The organism is Streptomyces sp. NBC_01116 (assembly GCF_041435495.1).
Taxonomy (GTDB): Bacteria; Actinomycetota; Actinomycetes; order Streptomycetales; family Streptomycetaceae; genus Streptomyces.
On the sequence record NZ_CP108644.1, the window covers coordinates 7312037 to 7326101 of the forward strand.

The window sequence follows — 14065 nt, forward strand, 5'->3', positions numbered from 1 at the left end:
GGCGTCCCTCCTTCAGTACGCCGTCACCGCAGCACCTTGAGGACCACCTGATCATGATCGCAGCCGGGCACCCCGTGGTGCCGCACCAGTCGGAGTCTCCGGGCGACGGCGGGGGCAAGCCGCCCGAGGACCCGCGGCACGTGTTCAAGCGGCGCTTCATCACCGCGACGATCATCGTGCTGCTGATCGGCATCCCGGCCGGCTACCTGCTGATCTCGGCCGGCCAGAGCCGCCGCTCGGGCCAGGACAAGGAGGCCGAGGCGGCCGCCGTGGGCCTCCGGGAGGGCTGGCCCTCCAAGATGCAGCGCCGGATCTTCGAGATCCCGATCCCCGGCAACGGACAGGGCGTCCAGTACTACGAGACGAACAACTGGAAAGCCAGCCGGATGTACGCGAAGTTCCGGACGACCTCCGCCGGCCTCGACCGCTTCCTGACCGGGGTCGGTACCGGACGCGCCGCGCTGGAGCCGGACACGATCGACATCAGCCCCCGGGACGTCAAGATCACCGGCTGGTCCTTCGGCCCGGGCGAGGAGTGGGCCGGCATCACGCACAAGAACAAGAAGCCGCGCCCCACCCAGAACATCACGGTCAACATGACCGACCCGGCCAGCCCGGTCGTGTACGTCGTCTCGGCGGCGACCCCCTGAGCCCTGCCCGGGCGGTAGCGTGACGGGCAGGGACGGACGCTTCGGCCGAACGGCTCCGCGGGCGGTGGCTTCGAGGTGGTGCACGTGCCGGACACCGGCCACTGCGTCCACCGCGACGACCTCGACGGCTTCCCGAAGTCTCTGGACGGCCGGCTCTGCCCCCGGCGCGCGAGCGCCCTGCCGGTATTCCGCCCCGTGCTAGGTTGCTCGAATGGACCAACTCCCCGTGCTGCACGGCTCGTTCTCGCTCGACATGAGCTTCACGGTGGCCCGGGCAGAGGTCTTCCGCGGCTTCGCCGACCCCTCCTTGAAACGTCGCTGGTCCCGTCTGCCCGGCGGGTCCGCCACCGCCGAGCACGAGCTGGACTTCCGGGTCGGCGGCGCCGAGAGCGCCCGCAACGTCTTCGTCTCCGGCGACACCGAGGAGCGGCTCGCCTACCGCTCCCGGTTCCTGGACATCGTGCCGGACGCCCGGATCGTCCACGTCTACGAAGCAGAGGTCGACGGCAGCGTCCGCTGGATCTCCCTCGTCACCGTCGAACTGGACGACGAGCCCGCCGGCTCCCGCCTGACCTGGACCGAGCAGTACACCTGGCTCGTGCCCACCGGAGACGGCACCCAGGACATCGCCCATCTCCGCGGCGGCACCCGCCTGCGGCTCAACGGCCTGTCCACGGTGGTGAACCCCGACCGCCACGTCGGCCTGCCCCGGACCGGGACACCGCTCGGCACCGACTCCACCGCACGGTAGCCGCCCTCGCTCCCGGGACCCGCGACCATCTCCACGACGCGCGCTCGTCGGGCTTCACGCCGTCGCCGGGACGGCGTGAAGCCCGACGCGTCGACGCCCTGAGTTGGGGGAGACGGTCGCGGGATGAGAGGGTCGAGAGGGTGAGCGAGACACCACGGAACACCCTCAAATACTGCGTCGACGGGCCGGAGGACGCTCCGGTCCTGGTCATAGGTCCCTCGCTGGGCACGACCTGGCACATGTGGGACCGCCAGATACCCGAGCTGTCCCAGCACTGGCGGGTCTTCCGCTACGACCTGCCCGGCCACGGCGGCGCGCCCGCCCACGCCGCCGCCTCCGTCGCCGAACTGGCCGACCGGCTGCTCGCGACGCTGGACGGGCTCGGCGTCCAGCGCTTCGGCTACGCGGGCTGCTCGATCGGCGGGGCGATCGGCGCGGACCTGGCACTGAGACATCCGCACCGGGTGGCCTCGCTGGCGCTCGTCGCCTCCTCGCCCCGGTTCGGCACGGCCGACGAGTTCCGCCAGCGCGGCGTGATCGTCCGCACCAACGGCCTGGAGCCGATCGCCCGCACCGCGCCGGAGCGCTGGTTCACCCCCGGCTTCGCCGCCGCGCAGCCCGCCATCGTCGAGTGGGCCGTACAGATGGTCCGCACCACCGATCCCGGCTGCTACATCGCCGCCTGCGAGGCGCTCGCCGCGTTCGACATCCGCGGCGCACTGGGCCGGATCGGGGTACCCACCCTGGTGCTGGTCGGGGCGGAGGACCAGGTCACCGGGCCCGCCGAGGCCCGCACCCTGGTCGCCGGAATACCGGACGCGCGCCTGGCGCTCGTCCCCGGGGCCTCGCACCTCGCGCCGGTCGAGCAGCCCGCCGCCGTCAGCGACCTGCTGCTGATGCACTTCTCCACCGCCTGGCAGCAGGACACCTCGGCCGCGATCCCCGTGCTGCCGACGGTCCCCGGGCCCGCGAAGCCCGCCGTCCCGTTCGCCCCGGTGGCCGAGATCGCCCCGGCCGCCCCGCCGCCCGAGACCTCCGCTCCGACCCCGGACGACCGGCACGAGCAGGGCATGAAGGTGCGCCGGGAGGTGCTGGGGGACGCCCATGTCGACGCGGTGAACGCCTCGGCCGACGGCTTCACCGAGGACTTCCAGGAGCTGGTCACCCGGTACGCCTGGGGCGAGGTCTGGAGCCGGGACGGCCTCGACCGCCGCACCCGCAGCTGCATCACGCTCACCGCGCTCGTCGCCTCCGGCCACCTGGAGGGCCTGGCCGCGCACACCCGCGCCGCTCTGCGCAACGGCCTGACGCCCGCCGAGATCAAGGAAGTCCTGCTCCAGACCGCCGTCTACTGCGGACTTCCGGCCGCCGGAGCCGCCTTCGCCGTCGCGCAGAAGGTGATCCAGGAGGAAACCACCCCGCCCGCGTAGCAGGATGGGGCCATGAACGCATCGCGCGGGGCTCTCACCCTCACCAAGAAGACCCACTCCTGCGTCCGCATCGAGAAGGACGGACGGGTCCTCGTCATCGATCCCGGCGGCTTCTCCGAGGACGACGCGGCGCTCGGCGCCGATGTCGTCCTGGTGACGCACGAGCACCCGGACCACTTCAACGAGGCGCGGCTGCGTGCGGGCCTGGAGGCGAATCCGGCGGCCGAGATCTGGACGCTGCGCAGCGTGGCCGGGCAGCTGTCGGCCGCGTTCCCCGGGCGGGTGCACACCGTCGGCGACGGGGACGCGTTCGCCGCCGCCGGGTTCGACGTCACGGTGCACGGCGAGCTGCACGCGGTGATCCACCCGGACCTCCCGCGGGTCACCAACGTCGGCTTCCTCGTCGACGGCTCGGTCTTCCACCCCGGCGACGCGCTCACCGTTCCCGACCGCCCCGTCGACACCCTCCTGCTGCCGGTCATGGCCCCCTGGAACAAGATCTCCGAGGTCATCGACTACGTGCGCGAGGTCAAGCCGCGACGCGCCATCGACGTCCACGACGCCCTGCTGACCGATCTGGCGCGGCCGATCTACGACAACCAGATCGGGGCCCTGGGCGGCGCGGACCACGGTCGGCTGGCCCCGGGCGGCACCACCGAGCTGTGAGCCCTCCGGCGGCTGTCAGTGGGAGCCGCTAGGTTGGCTGCCATGCGCATCGCCACCTATAACGTCAATTCGATCACCGCCCGGCTGCCGAGGCTTCTGGCCTGGCTGGAGAGCAGCGGCACCGATGTGCTGTGCATCCAGGAGACCAAGTGCACGGCGGAGCAGTTCCCCGCCGAAGCCCTGCGCGAGGCGGGGTACGAATCCGCGGTCAACGCCACCGGCCGGTGGAACGGGGTGGCGCTGCTCTCCCGCGTCGGCCTCTCCGACGTCGTCACCGGGCTGCCCGACGGCCCGGACTACGACGGGGTGCAGGAGCCGCGCGCGATCTCGGCGACGTGCGGCCCGCTGCGCCTCTGGTCGGTGTACGTGCCCAACGGCCGCGAGGTCGAGCACGAGCACTACGCGTACAAGCTGCGCTGGCTGGAGGCCCTGCGCAAGGCGGTGGCGGCGGACGCCGCGAAGGCCCTGCCGTTCGCGGTCCTCGGCGACTTCAACGTGGCCCCGACCGACGAGGACGTCTGGGACCCGGCGCTGTTCGTCGGCGCCACGCATGTGACGCCCGCCGAGCGCGCCGCCCTCGCGGCCCTGGAGGCGGAGGGCCTGAGCGAGGTCCTGCCCCGCCCCCTCAAGTACGACCGCGCCTACACCTTCTGGGACTACCGCGAGCTGAGGTTCCCCAAGAACAAGGGCATGCGGATCGACCTCACCTTCGGCAACGCCCCGTTCACCGCTGCCGTCAAGGACAGTTACGTCGACCGCGAGGAGCGCAAGGGCAAGGGCGCGTCGGACCACGCCCCGGTGGTCGTCGACCTCGACCTCTGAGCCGGGATCCACGGCAGGGGAGGCCACGTCGCACTGACAACTCAAGGTTGACACTGAATCGAGTGTCAACCTAAGGTTGTCACATGACGCAGCCTCTTCCTGTCACCCCTTCCGTGCGCCTCGACGATCTGATCGAGGCCATCAAGAAGACCAACGACGACGCCCTGGAGCAGCTCTCCGGCGCGGTGCTCGCCGCCGACCACCTCGGAGACGTGGCCGACCACCTCATCGGCCACTTCGTGGACCAGGCCCGACGCTCCGGCGCCTCCTGGACCGACATCGGCCGGAGCATGGGGGTCACCCGCCAGGCCGCCCAGAAGCGGTTCGTGCCCAAGAAGGGCGGTGGCTCCTCGGACCCGGACCCGAACGAGGGCTTCAACCGCTTCACCCCGCGCGCCCGCAACGTGGTGGTCGCCTCGCACAACGAGGCCCAGGCCGCCCGGCACGCCGAGATCGTCCCGGCCCACCTGATCCTCGGCCTGCTCACCGAGCCCGAGGCCGTCGCCGCCCGCGTCCTCACGGGTCGGGGCGTGACGGCGGACACGGTGCGCGCGGCCGCGGCCGCCGTGCTGCCCGCCGCCGTGGACGAGGCGCCCGAGCTGATCCCGTACGACGCGGACTCCAAGAAGGTCCTGGAGCTGACCTTCCGCGAGGCGCTCCGGCTCGGCCACAACTACGTGGGCACCGAGCACATCCTGCTGGCCCTTCTGGAGTTCGAGGACGGCTCCGGCGTGCTGACCGGCCTCGGCCTGGACAAGGAGGCCGTGTCCGCCGCGGTGGAGCGGGCGGTGGGCGAGGCGGCCCAGGCCCCCCGGCCGTAGAAGCCCCGAGGCCCCTCGCGTCGGGCGGCGGGCCCGGTGCACCGGTGCGCCGGCCACCGGGTACCCGCCGCCCGGCGCACCGGCCCTCAGTGCACCGAGAACCCGCCGTCCACGAACACCGACTGCCCGGTGATGTACGCCGAGGAGCGCCCCGCCAGGAACACCGCGGCCCCCGCGAAGTCCTCCGCGAGGCCGTTGCGGCCGACCAGGGTCCGGGCGGCCAGCGACGCCACCTTCTCCGGGTCCGACCGGAGACGCGCGTTCAGCGGCGTCAGCACGAACCCGGGCACCAGGGTGTTCACGGTGACGCCGTGCGGGGACCACGCCTCGGCCTGGGAGCGGGCCAGGGACTCCAGGCCGCCCTTGGACACCCCGTACGCGCCGCTGTCCACGAAGGCCCGGTGCGCCTGCTGCGAGGTGACGTGGATGATCCGCCCGTAGCCGCGCCCGGCCATGCCGGGCCCGAACCGCTGTCCCAGCAGGAACGGCGCCTTCAGGTTCACCGCCATCGTGGTGTCCCAGACGTCCTCGCCCAGCTCGGTCATCGGCGGGCGCAGATTGATCCCGGCGCAGTTCACCAGGATGTCCGGCTCCCCGAACGCCGCCGCGGCCTCGTCGGCACCCGCGCGCACCCCCTCGGTGGTGCTGAGGTCCGCGCTCACCCAGGCGGCCCGGCAGCCCTCGGCGGTCAGCTCGTCCACGGTCGCGCTCAGCTCGGTCTCCCGGCGGGCCACCACGACGACGCCCGCGCCGGCCCGGGCCAGGGCGCCGGTGATCGCCCGGCCGATGCCGGAACTGCCGCCGGTGACCACCGCCACCCGGCCTTCCAGCGAGAACAGTTCCGAAACGTAAGCGTGTGCACTCATGTGCGTACTTTAGATATCTGCTCGGATCCCCGGCCGGGGCGGGGTGGGGGATCGGTGAACGCCGCGCGCCCTGTGGTGCGGAACCCGGCCGGGATGGGACCCTAGTGGTATGAACATCCCTTTCTTGGACAACTGGCGTAAGCGTCAGGGTGGTACGCGTTCAGGCGCACTCGCCGCCGCCGTCGAGGCCGACCCCGACGGCGTGGCCGAACTGCTCGCCGAATGCGAACTGCTGCGCGTCAGGGCGGGGCAGCACGGACTCGAACTCGACGACACACCCTCCTCGTTGGCCGCGCTCGACCAGCTGCCGCCCCGCTGGCGCGACGACCCCGAGGAGCTTCCCTGGCTCGGCAACGACGCCGGTCTCTACCTCGGCACCGTGATCGTGCGGACCGTCCCGGGCGCCGCCTGGGACGTCTGGCCGAGCGGTCAGCCCGTGGTGCGGCTGGAGTCCGGGCGGGAGATCGACGTCGTCGCGGCCGGACTCGACTGGGCGATGGCGGGCAGCCCCGAGCTCTCCCAGGTGTACGCGGAGTCCGCCGAGAACTGAGCCGCGAGCCGGCCGGGAGTCCGCTCGCCTCGCCTAATCCAGTTAAAAAGCCTTTTGCGCTATTTACGCGTGTCGGGTGCGAAGTCCCTTTTCGCGATGGATAGTTTGCGCTGACCTCGACACAGCGACAAGTGGGTAGGGCAGCGCATGGCCGTCGATCCGTTGATCGAACTGAGGGACGTCAACAAACACTTCGGAGAGTTGCACGTACTTCAGGACATCAATCTCACCGTCGGCCGCGGGGAGGTGGTGGTGGTCATCGGCCCCTCCGGCTCAGGGAAATCCACCCTGTGCCGGGCGATCAACCGGCTGGAGACGATCGAGTCCGGCAGCATCACGATCGACGGCAGACCCCTCCCCGAGGAGGGCAAGGGCCTGGCCCGGCTCCGTGCCGAAGTCGGCATGGTCTTCCAGTCGTTCAACCTCTTCGCCCACAAGACCGTGCTGGACAACGTCTCGCTGGCCCAGCTCAAGGTCCGCAAGCGCAAGAAGGACGAGGCGGACCGGCGCTCCCGCGAACTCCTGGAGCGCGTCGGCCTGGTCGCCCACGCCGACAAGTTCCCCGCCCAGCTCTCCGGCGGCCAGCAGCAGCGCGTGGCCATCGCCCGCGCCCTGGCCATGGACCCCAAGGCGCTCCTCTTTGACGAGCCCACCTCGGCGCTCGACCCGGAGATGATCAACGAGGTCCTGGAGGTCATGCAGCAGCTGGCCCGGGACGGCATGACCATGGTCGTGGTCACCCACGAGATGGGTTTCGCCCGCTCCGCGGCCAACCGCGTCGTGTTCATGTCCGACGGCTGCGTCGTCGAGGACCGCACCCCGGAGGACTTCTTCACGAACCCTTCGAGCGACCGCGCCAAGGACTTCCTGTCCAAGATCCTCAAGCACTGAGGGGAGGCATTCCATGTTGCGTACGAGGAACACGCGTACGGGCAGGGCGGTCGCCCTCGCGGCCGGTCTCCTGCTCGCCGCACTCGCCGCGGGCTGCGGCAAGGAGGGAAGCCCGCCGGTCAAGGGGCCGAAGGCCGAGGCGCTGCCGGTGTACCAGGTCGACACCGGCTTCGAGCTGCCCGACTCCCGCACCTGGACCAAGGCGAAGAAGCGCGGCTATCTGGTGGTCGGCGCCAAGGAGGACCAGCCGTACCTGGGGGAGAAGGACCCGGCGAGCGGGGTCTACTCCGGGTTCGACATCGAGATCGCCCGGATGATGGCGGCCTCGCTCGGCTTCGAACCGAAGACGATCCGCTTCCGCACGATCGCCTCCGCCAACCGCGAGACGGCCCTGCAGAACGGCCAGATCGACTACTACGTCGGCACCTACACCATCAACGACATGCGCAAGAAGCTGGTGGGCTTCGCCGGCCCGTACTACATGGCGGGCCAGGGCCTGCTGGTGCGCACCGACGAGAACGACATCGACGGGCCGCAGGACCTGGCGGGCAGGACCGTCTGCTCGGCGGCCGGCTCCACGCCCTACCAGCGCATCGCCGCCGACTACCCCAAGGCGACGCTCGTCGCGTACGACACGTACTCGATCTGCGTCGACAACCTCCTCACCTTCCAGGTCGACGCCGTCACCACCGACGACGCGATCCTGCTGGGCTTCGCGGCCAAGGCGCCCGACGAGATGAAGGTCGTCGGCAAGCCCTTCTCCCAGGAGCCGTACGGCATCGGCGTGCCGCGCAACGACAACGCGCTGCGCAACGCGCTCAACGACGCGCTGGAGGCCAACGAGAAGGACGGCAACTGGAAGAAGGCGTACGAAGCGACGCTGGGCCTCTCCGGAGCGCCCGCGCCGAACCCGCCTCCCATCGACCGCTACCCGGCGAACTGAGGGGACGGCCCCACCCATGGACGTACTGACAGAGAACTTCTCCCTCTACGGCAAGGGCTTCCTCGGCACCGTCGAGCTGACCGTCTACGCCTCCGCGCTGGCGCTCGTCCTCGGCTTCCTGATGGCGTCCTTCCGGGTCGCGCCCGTCGGCTCCTTCCGGGTGCTGGGCACGGTCTGGGTCACCGTGCTCCGCAACACCCCGCTGACGCTGCTGTTCTTCGCGGTCCTGCTCGGCCTGCCCCGCTTCGGGCTCGTCCTGCCGTTCCAGGTCTTCGCCGTGCTGGCGCTCGGCTGCTACACCTCGGCCTTCATCTGCGAGGTGCTGCGCTCCGGCATCAACACCGTGCCCAAGGGCCAGGGCGAGGCCGCGCGCAGCCTCGGCATGAACTTCGGCCAGACCCTGAGCACCGTGGTGCTGCCGCAGGCGTTCCGGTCGGTGATCCCGCCTGTCGGCTCGACACTGATCGCGCTGGCGAAGAACTCCGCGATCGCCGGGGCGTTCAGCGTCACCGAACTCCTCGGCACCTACAAGACGCTCAACGAGCTGGGCTACAGCATCATCTGGTCCTTCATCTGGATCGCCGTCGGCTACCTGATCATCACCCTGACCATCAGCGCGGTGTTCAACGTGATGGAGAAGCGCTGGGGAGTGGCACGATGACCAAGACCCTCACCCGCAGGCCCACCATGCCCGCGGCCACCGCGCTCTACGACATCCCGGGCCCGGTGACCCGCAGGCGGCACCTGATGTACGGGGTCGCCTCGACGGTGGTGATCCTGGCGCTGTTCGGCTGGATCGTCTACCTGCTCTTCGACACCGACCAGTTCACCGCGGAGAAGTGGACGCCCTTCGCGTACAAGGGCATCCAGGAACTGCTGCTGCGCGGCCTCGGCAACACCCTCAAGGCGTTCGCGTACGCCGCGGTCCTCTCGCTCGTCCTGGGCGCGATCCTCGCGGTGGGGCGGCTCTCCGAACACCGGGTGCTGCGCTGGATCTCCACACTGCTCGTCGAGTTCTTCCGGGCCATGCCGGTGCTGGTGATGATCTTCTTCATCTTCGTGGCGCTGAAGGTCCAGCCGCTGCCCGCCCTGGTCGCCGGGCTGACGCTCTACAACGGCTCCGTCCTCGCGGAGGTGTTCCGCACCGGGATCAACTCCGTGGACCGGGGCCAGCGCGAGGCGGCGTACGCGCTCGGGATGCGCAAGACACAGGTCACCACGTTCGTCCTGGCTCCCCAGGCCGTACGCGCGATGCTGCCGACCATCATCAGTCAGCTGGTGGTCGCGCTCAAGGACACCTCACTGGGCTATCTGATCACCTACGAGGAATTCCTCCACGCCGGAAAGCTGATCGCGTCGAATCTCGACTACGATCTTCCCTTCATCCCCGTCGTGATGGTGATCTCTCCGATCTACATCGGGATGTGCATGCTGCTCTCGTGGTTCGCCACGTGGGTGGCCCGTCGTCAGCGGCGCAATCCGAGGACGAGGGCGGTGGGGGTGGCCCCGGCCGAACCGGGGACGCTGCTGCCGGGAGGGCAGTAGCCGGGCCCTGCCCGCCCGGCAGCAGTCGGTGATCACTTCTCGCGCAGCGGGACCGAGAGATGACTCGGGTCCGTGTCGGGCGAGGAGAAGGTCAGCTGCGCGCCGGTCGGGTTGTGCTCGATGTACAACGGATCGACGGTGTCGATCACCAGGGCGAGCCGGTGACCGGCCGGGACGTCGTAGGCCGTGGAGTACAGCTCCAGGTCGACGGGGAACGGCCGGCCCGGCGTCTGCCCGTGGAAGGTGTACGGAGCATTGCTGACCAGTCTGCCGATGCCGAGCGGCCCCACGTCGTAGAGATACGCGACGAGGGTGCCGCTCGGCTTCGTGGCTGTGACCGTGGTGTGCAGCGCGGACGTGCCCCGGATCCGCTGCTCGGTGGCGTACCGCTCCGACTGCCACACGCTCGCGAAGGTGCGCGGCAGCAGGGGTACGGAGACCGTCGGCGGCAGCTTCAGGAACTGGTCCAGCGCGTTGGACAGGATCGCGATGCCGCCGTTGGCGCCCGAGTCGACGCCTCCCCACACCTTCTTGGTGCCGTCCAGCGGGATCCGGTTCTTCACCGCGCCCACCGACTTCCAGTCCGGGTAGCCCTCGTACCCCTTCTCCGGACGGGACCTGAGCTGGACCGGCAGCTCGGTGTCGATGCCGTTGCGTTCGCCCCGGAGATAGCGGTCGAACCAGCGGCGGGTGCTCGTCCAGGTGTCGTTCGGCAGTCCTAGGAGGCCGGTGGCCTCGGCGGTCGCGTGGTCGCCCGGGCGGAACTCCAGCCGCTTGGGGCCGGTGAGCTTGTCGTAGAACGAGGCGTACTGGTTGGGCGGGAAGATGGTGTCGCCCCAGGCGTTGCCCATCATGATCGCCGCGCCGTTGGCGTTGATCCGGTCCAGATACGTCGCGGGGGAGCGCTTCTTCCCCCAGGCGATCATCTCGGGTTCCTTCTCCAGGTTGGAGCCGAGGAAGTCCTTGAGCGTTTGCGTCAGTTCGTCGCCGGGGCGGCCGGTGACCAGGCCCGCGCCGCCGAGCAGGGCGGCGGCCTGGAGGTGCTGGGTGCGCCCGCTGTAGATCGAGTCGATCAGATCGGCCCAGCCGCTCAGCGCGGCGACCGCCTTGATCCGCGGATCGTGCCCGGCCGCCAGCAGGCTGATGCCCGCCCCGTAGGAGACGCCGCCCATGCCGACGCGGTCCGGATCGGCGGAGGTGTGCTCCAGCGCCCAGTCGATGACGGCCGAGGCGTCCGAGATGTCCGGCGGGCCCGCCACCTCGATCTTCCCGCCCGAGAGCCAGAAGCCGCGCGAGGTGTAACTCACCACGACATAACCGGAGTCGGCGAGCTTCTGGGCCTGGGCCAGATACTCGATCTGCGGCATGGCCCAGCTCGTCGGGAAGACGATCAGCGGATGCCTCGTCCCCGCCGCCGCCCCGGCGGGCGTGAAGACGTTGCCCTTGAGGGTGATGCCCCCGGAGCCGGGGATGTCGTGGAACGTCAGGCTCTGGGCGGTCGTGCCCGCGGGCACGGTGCCGGGGGCCGCCGTCGCGGCCGGGGCGGCGACGAGCGCGGCCCCGGCGAGCAGGGCGGCGGCGGTGGTGATCGAAGCGGTGGTGCGCAGTGCCGGTTTCGGGCGTGCCACGGGTCACTCCTCACGCGTGTCGGTGCAAAGTGACCCGACGGTAACCCTGGTTGTTTACCTCTGGTAACTACCGGGTGCGTTGCGTGAGGATAACGATTGTTGGACGTGGCGTCAGTAGTGCCGCGGGCCCGGAGCGCGGCAAGTAGCGCTCGGGGCCCGCGGCACTGCTGACGTGCTCCGGGCCCGAACGGGCGCTACCGGGTCACCTCAGGGCGCTCTTCGCCGCCCAGTCCTCCCACGAGAGGTTCCACGCGCCGTACCCGTTGCCCTCGGCGACCGTGCCCTTGGCCTGTGTGCCGGTCATCTCGAACGGGTCGCCCACCCGCACCTGTCCGTACAGGGCCGCGGCGTCCGCGTCGCTCATCCCGACGCAGCCCGAACTCCGGTTGGCCTGACCGAAGTAGCCCGCGTTCCACGGGGCCGCGTGCACGTACATCCCGGACCACGTCAGCCGCATCGAGTAGTCGACCATCTTGTCGTAGGCGTCACCGAGGCCCACCGTCTCGGAGCGCATGTTGATCGTGCCCTCCTTCGACATCAGCACCGCCGTGCCCCGCCAGGAGGCCTTCTCGCCGCCCGGGGTACCCGCCGACATGGGGATGTCCAGGACCTGCTTCCCGTCCCGGTGCAGCGCGAGCCGGGACCGGTCCAGGTCGACCTTGACCACCTGGGCCGCGCCGATCGTGAACGTCGTCGTGTAGTCGCGGACGAGCCAGCCGCCGTCCGCACCCGTGTCGACCCCGTTCAGTCGGGCGTCCAGGGTGACCTTCGTGCCGGGCTTCCAGTACTCCTCGGGCCGCCAGTCGACGCGGTCCTTGCCCGAGTAGTCCTGGAGCCAGCCCCAGGAGCCCTCGGTGTCGTTGGACGTGGACACCTTCAGGGCCTTCTCGACGGCCGCCTTGTTCTTCACGGGGTGGTCGAAGACGACGGACAGCGGCTGCGCGATGCCCACGGTCGTGTTCTTGCCCGGCGCGAGGAGAAGCTTGTTGACCTTCTCGGCCTCGGCGGTGGCGAACGCGGCCCGGTCGCTGCCGCCGTCCGTGTCCTCGGCCTCGACGGTGTACGCGGTGCCCGGCGCGGCGACCCGATCGGACGTCCAGGTCCGGCCGTCGGCGGATATCTTCCCGGCCAGCACGCCGTCCTTGCCCGCCGTCACCGAGACCGTCCGCAGCTTCCCGTGAGCCAGCGTCACCTTCACCGGTCCGCCCGGGGCCGCCGTCCTGCCCTTGAGGTTCACCGAGACGCTGGTGTCGGGCGCCTTCTCGTCCCCGCCCACCTCGGCGGAGCCCGAGGGGCCGCCCGCGCACGCGGTGAGCGCGGCGGCGAGCAGGGCCGCGGGGGCGGTCAGGGCGAGCCGGGCCCTCCGGCCGGACGGGGCGGAGAGACGGATGCGCGGACGTGCGGAACTCAACGGAAAAACCTCCAGGGCAGGTGTGCTCACCAGGGGAGAGGCATTTCCCTCATGTCGGGTTCCTTCCTTTCTCCGGAGAAGCCTCTCCGTCGTCCCGCGCGCCACCGGCTTCGTCCGCTCGGCCGTCGTCGACCGGAGCCGGACCCCGGGGGCGCCTGTACGGAGGGGCGCCCCCGGGGTGGTTCAGCCGTGTTCACCCGGGAGTGGCAGGGCGGTGTGCGGCGTCAGAGCGTGCGGGCTGCCGAGGCGATGGCGGACGCGAAGGTCGAGACCTCGGTGTAGACGCCCGGGTAGCCGGGCCGGGCGCAGCCGTAGCCCCAGCTGACGATGCCGACCTGGATCCACTCACCGGTGTCGTCCTTGCGGAACATCGGGCCGCCGGAGTCGCCCTGGCAGGTGTCGACGCCGCCGGTGTCGGGGTATCCGGCGCAGATCTCCTCGTTGGCCACCAGTTCGTTGCCGTAGGCGGAGCGGCAGGCGGCATCGGAGACGAACGGGACGCCGGCCTTGAGCAGGTAACGCTGCTGGCTGCCGCCTTCGCGGTTGGCGCCCCAGCCGGCGACGGTGAACGTGCCCTGGTTGTAGGCGGTGGTGGTGGCGATCTTCAGGGTGGGCTGGTTGATGGGCTGGGCGAGCTTGATGAGCGCCCAGTCCTTGCCGGTGCCGTTGTAGCCGGGGGCCTGGAGGACCTTGGTGGAGCGGACCTTGATCGCGTTGGGCGACTGCAGGTCGACGACGCCGCCGGTGGCGGTGATCGAGCTGTTGTTGCCCGATCCGCTCACGCAGTGGGCGGCGGTGAGGACGATGTCCTGAGCGTAGAGAGCGCCGCCGCAGCCCATGGAGAGGCGGACCATGAAGGGGAACTCGCCCTGGGCGGCGCGGGTTCCGCCGACTACGGGGTTGGGTGCGGCCGAGGCGGTGACGGGCTGGAGGCCGACGACCGCGATGGCGACGGTGGCTATGACGACGGAACATCTCTTCAGCGCGCGCAGGAGTTGATTCACGGAGTGCCTTCTTTCGTGGGGGGCGCGGTGGGAACCCGGACGGGAAGCCGTGGCATAGTCATGCACCCGTCAAGGTGATGTGATTGT

General features: G+C 70.5%; 15 protein-coding genes. 11 read left to right on the forward strand and 4 right to left on the reverse strand.

Going from position 1 to position 14065, the window contains the following annotated elements; genetic code table 11:
* The first annotated feature begins 53 nt into the window (after nucleotides 1-53).
* From OG245_RS32060 to OG245_RS32085, 6 genes are all read left to right on the forward strand, one after another.
* Entirely contained in the window at nucleotides 54-650 is a 597-nt protein-coding gene (locus tag OG245_RS32060) for a hypothetical protein (protein ID WP_371626831.1), read from the forward strand.
* Between the two features lie 211 nt (nucleotides 651-861).
* Entirely contained in the window at nucleotides 862-1401 is a 540-nt protein-coding gene (locus OG245_RS32065; RefSeq protein WP_371626832.1) for an SRPBCC domain-containing protein, read from the forward strand.
* A gap of 140 nt (nucleotides 1402-1541) precedes the next feature.
* Nucleotides 1542-2831, forward strand: a complete 1290-nt coding sequence (locus tag OG245_RS32070) for an alpha/beta fold hydrolase (protein ID WP_371626833.1) — start codon at nucleotides 1542-1544, stop codon at nucleotides 2829-2831.
* 12 nt (nucleotides 2832-2843) lie between these two features.
* Nucleotides 2844-3497 carry an MBL fold metallo-hydrolase gene (locus OG245_RS32075; protein ID WP_371626834.1) on the forward strand — a complete coding sequence of 218 codons (654 nt, stop codon included), beginning with the start codon at nucleotides 2844-2846 and terminating at the stop codon, nucleotides 3495-3497.
* Between the two features lie 42 nt (nucleotides 3498-3539).
* A complete protein-coding gene (locus OG245_RS32080) occupies nucleotides 3540-4319 on the forward strand; it encodes an exodeoxyribonuclease III (protein WP_371626835.1) in 780 nt (259 codons plus the stop codon).
* 83 nt (nucleotides 4320-4402) lie between these two features.
* Entirely contained in the window at nucleotides 4403-5140 is a 738-nt protein-coding gene (locus OG245_RS32085) for a Clp protease N-terminal domain-containing protein (RefSeq protein ID WP_371626836.1), read from the forward strand.
* Nucleotides 5141-5226: 86 nt separating this feature from the next.
* Here OG245_RS32085 and OG245_RS32090 read toward each other — a convergent pair whose 3' ends face one another.
* The gene (locus tag OG245_RS32090; protein WP_371626837.1) at nucleotides 5227-6006 is read right to left on the reverse strand and encodes an SDR family NAD(P)-dependent oxidoreductase; all 780 of its coding nucleotides are present in this window, start codon (nucleotides 6004-6006) and stop codon (nucleotides 5227-5229) included.
* A 109-nt stretch (nucleotides 6007-6115) separates the two neighbouring features.
* Here OG245_RS32090 and OG245_RS32095 point away from each other — a divergent pair, with 109 nt between their 5' ends.
* The 5 genes from OG245_RS32095 to OG245_RS32115 all read left to right on the forward strand — a co-directional run bounded on the left by OG245_RS32095 (nucleotide 6116) and on the right by OG245_RS32115 (nucleotide 9935).
* Entirely contained in the window at nucleotides 6116-6556 is a 441-nt protein-coding gene (locus OG245_RS32095; RefSeq protein WP_371626838.1) for a DUF6278 family protein, read from the forward strand.
* 147 nt (nucleotides 6557-6703) lie between these two features.
* Nucleotides 6704-7447: an amino acid ABC transporter ATP-binding protein gene (locus tag OG245_RS32100; protein WP_371626839.1), complete on the forward strand. Its 744-nt coding sequence runs from the start codon at nucleotides 6704-6706 to the stop codon at nucleotides 7445-7447.
* 13 nt (nucleotides 7448-7460) lie between these two features.
* The gene (locus OG245_RS32105) at nucleotides 7461-8390 is read left to right on the forward strand and encodes a glutamate ABC transporter substrate-binding protein (protein ID WP_371626840.1); all 930 of its coding nucleotides are present in this window, start codon (nucleotides 7461-7463) and stop codon (nucleotides 8388-8390) included.
* A gap of 16 nt (nucleotides 8391-8406) precedes the next feature.
* On the forward strand, nucleotides 8407-9051 hold the full coding sequence (locus OG245_RS32110; RefSeq protein WP_007454866.1) for an amino acid ABC transporter permease: 645 nt from the start codon (nucleotides 8407-8409) through the stop codon (nucleotides 9049-9051).
* The gene (locus OG245_RS32115; RefSeq protein WP_371626841.1) at nucleotides 9048-9935 is read left to right on the forward strand and encodes an amino acid ABC transporter permease; all 888 of its coding nucleotides are present in this window, start codon (nucleotides 9048-9050) and stop codon (nucleotides 9933-9935) included. Before OG245_RS32110 ends, OG245_RS32115 begins: the two co-directional genes overlap by 4 nt.
* A gap of 32 nt (nucleotides 9936-9967) precedes the next feature.
* On the opposite strand, the gene OG245_RS32120 is transcribed toward OG245_RS32115, so the two are convergent.
* The 3 genes from OG245_RS32120 to OG245_RS32130 form a co-directional block, all read right to left on the reverse strand.
* On the reverse strand, nucleotides 9968-11563 hold the full coding sequence (locus tag OG245_RS32120; RefSeq protein ID WP_371626842.1) for a CocE/NonD family hydrolase: 1596 nt from the start codon (nucleotides 11561-11563) through the stop codon (nucleotides 9968-9970).
* Nucleotides 11564-11765: 202 nt separating this feature from the next.
* Nucleotides 11766-12974, reverse strand: a complete 1209-nt coding sequence (locus OG245_RS32125; protein WP_371626843.1) for an Ig-like domain-containing protein — start codon at nucleotides 12972-12974, stop codon at nucleotides 11766-11768.
* 224 nt (nucleotides 12975-13198) lie between these two features.
* On the reverse strand, nucleotides 13199-13978 hold the full coding sequence (locus OG245_RS32130; RefSeq protein ID WP_371626844.1) for a trypsin-like serine protease: 780 nt from the start codon (nucleotides 13976-13978) through the stop codon (nucleotides 13199-13201).
* Between the last annotated feature and the right edge of the window lie 87 nt (nucleotides 13979-14065).

Bases quoted from the DNA above. Each gene is read 5' to 3' on its own strand.
- OG245_RS32060 (WP_371626831.1), top strand. From the start codon at position 54: ATGATCGCAGCCGGGCACCCCGTGGTGCCGCACCAGTCGGAGTCTCCG.
- OG245_RS32065 (WP_371626832.1), top strand. From the start codon at position 862: ATGGACCAACTCCCCGTGCTGCACGGCTCGTTCTCGCTCGACATGAGC.
- OG245_RS32075 (WP_371626834.1), top strand. From the start codon at position 2,844: ATGAACGCATCGCGCGGGGCTCTCACCCTCACCAAGAAGACCCACTCC.
- OG245_RS32080 (WP_371626835.1), top strand. From the start codon at position 3,540: ATGCGCATCGCCACCTATAACGTCAATTCGATCACCGCCCGGCTGCCG.
- OG245_RS32085 (WP_371626836.1), top strand. From the start codon at position 4,403: ATGACGCAGCCTCTTCCTGTCACCCCTTCCGTGCGCCTCGACGATCTG.
- OG245_RS32090 (WP_371626837.1), bottom strand. From the start codon at position 6,006: ATGAGTGCACACGCTTACGTTTCGGAACTGTTCTCGCTGGAAGGCCGG.
- OG245_RS32095 (WP_371626838.1), top strand. From the start codon at position 6,116: ATGAACATCCCTTTCTTGGACAACTGGCGTAAGCGTCAGGGTGGTACG.
- OG245_RS32100 (WP_371626839.1), top strand. From the start codon at position 6,704: ATGGCCGTCGATCCGTTGATCGAACTGAGGGACGTCAACAAACACTTC.
- OG245_RS32105 (WP_371626840.1), top strand. From the start codon at position 7,461: ATGTTGCGTACGAGGAACACGCGTACGGGCAGGGCGGTCGCCCTCGCG.
- OG245_RS32110 (WP_007454866.1), top strand. From the start codon at position 8,407: ATGGACGTACTGACAGAGAACTTCTCCCTCTACGGCAAGGGCTTCCTC.
- OG245_RS32115 (WP_371626841.1), top strand. From the start codon at position 9,048: ATGACCAAGACCCTCACCCGCAGGCCCACCATGCCCGCGGCCACCGCG.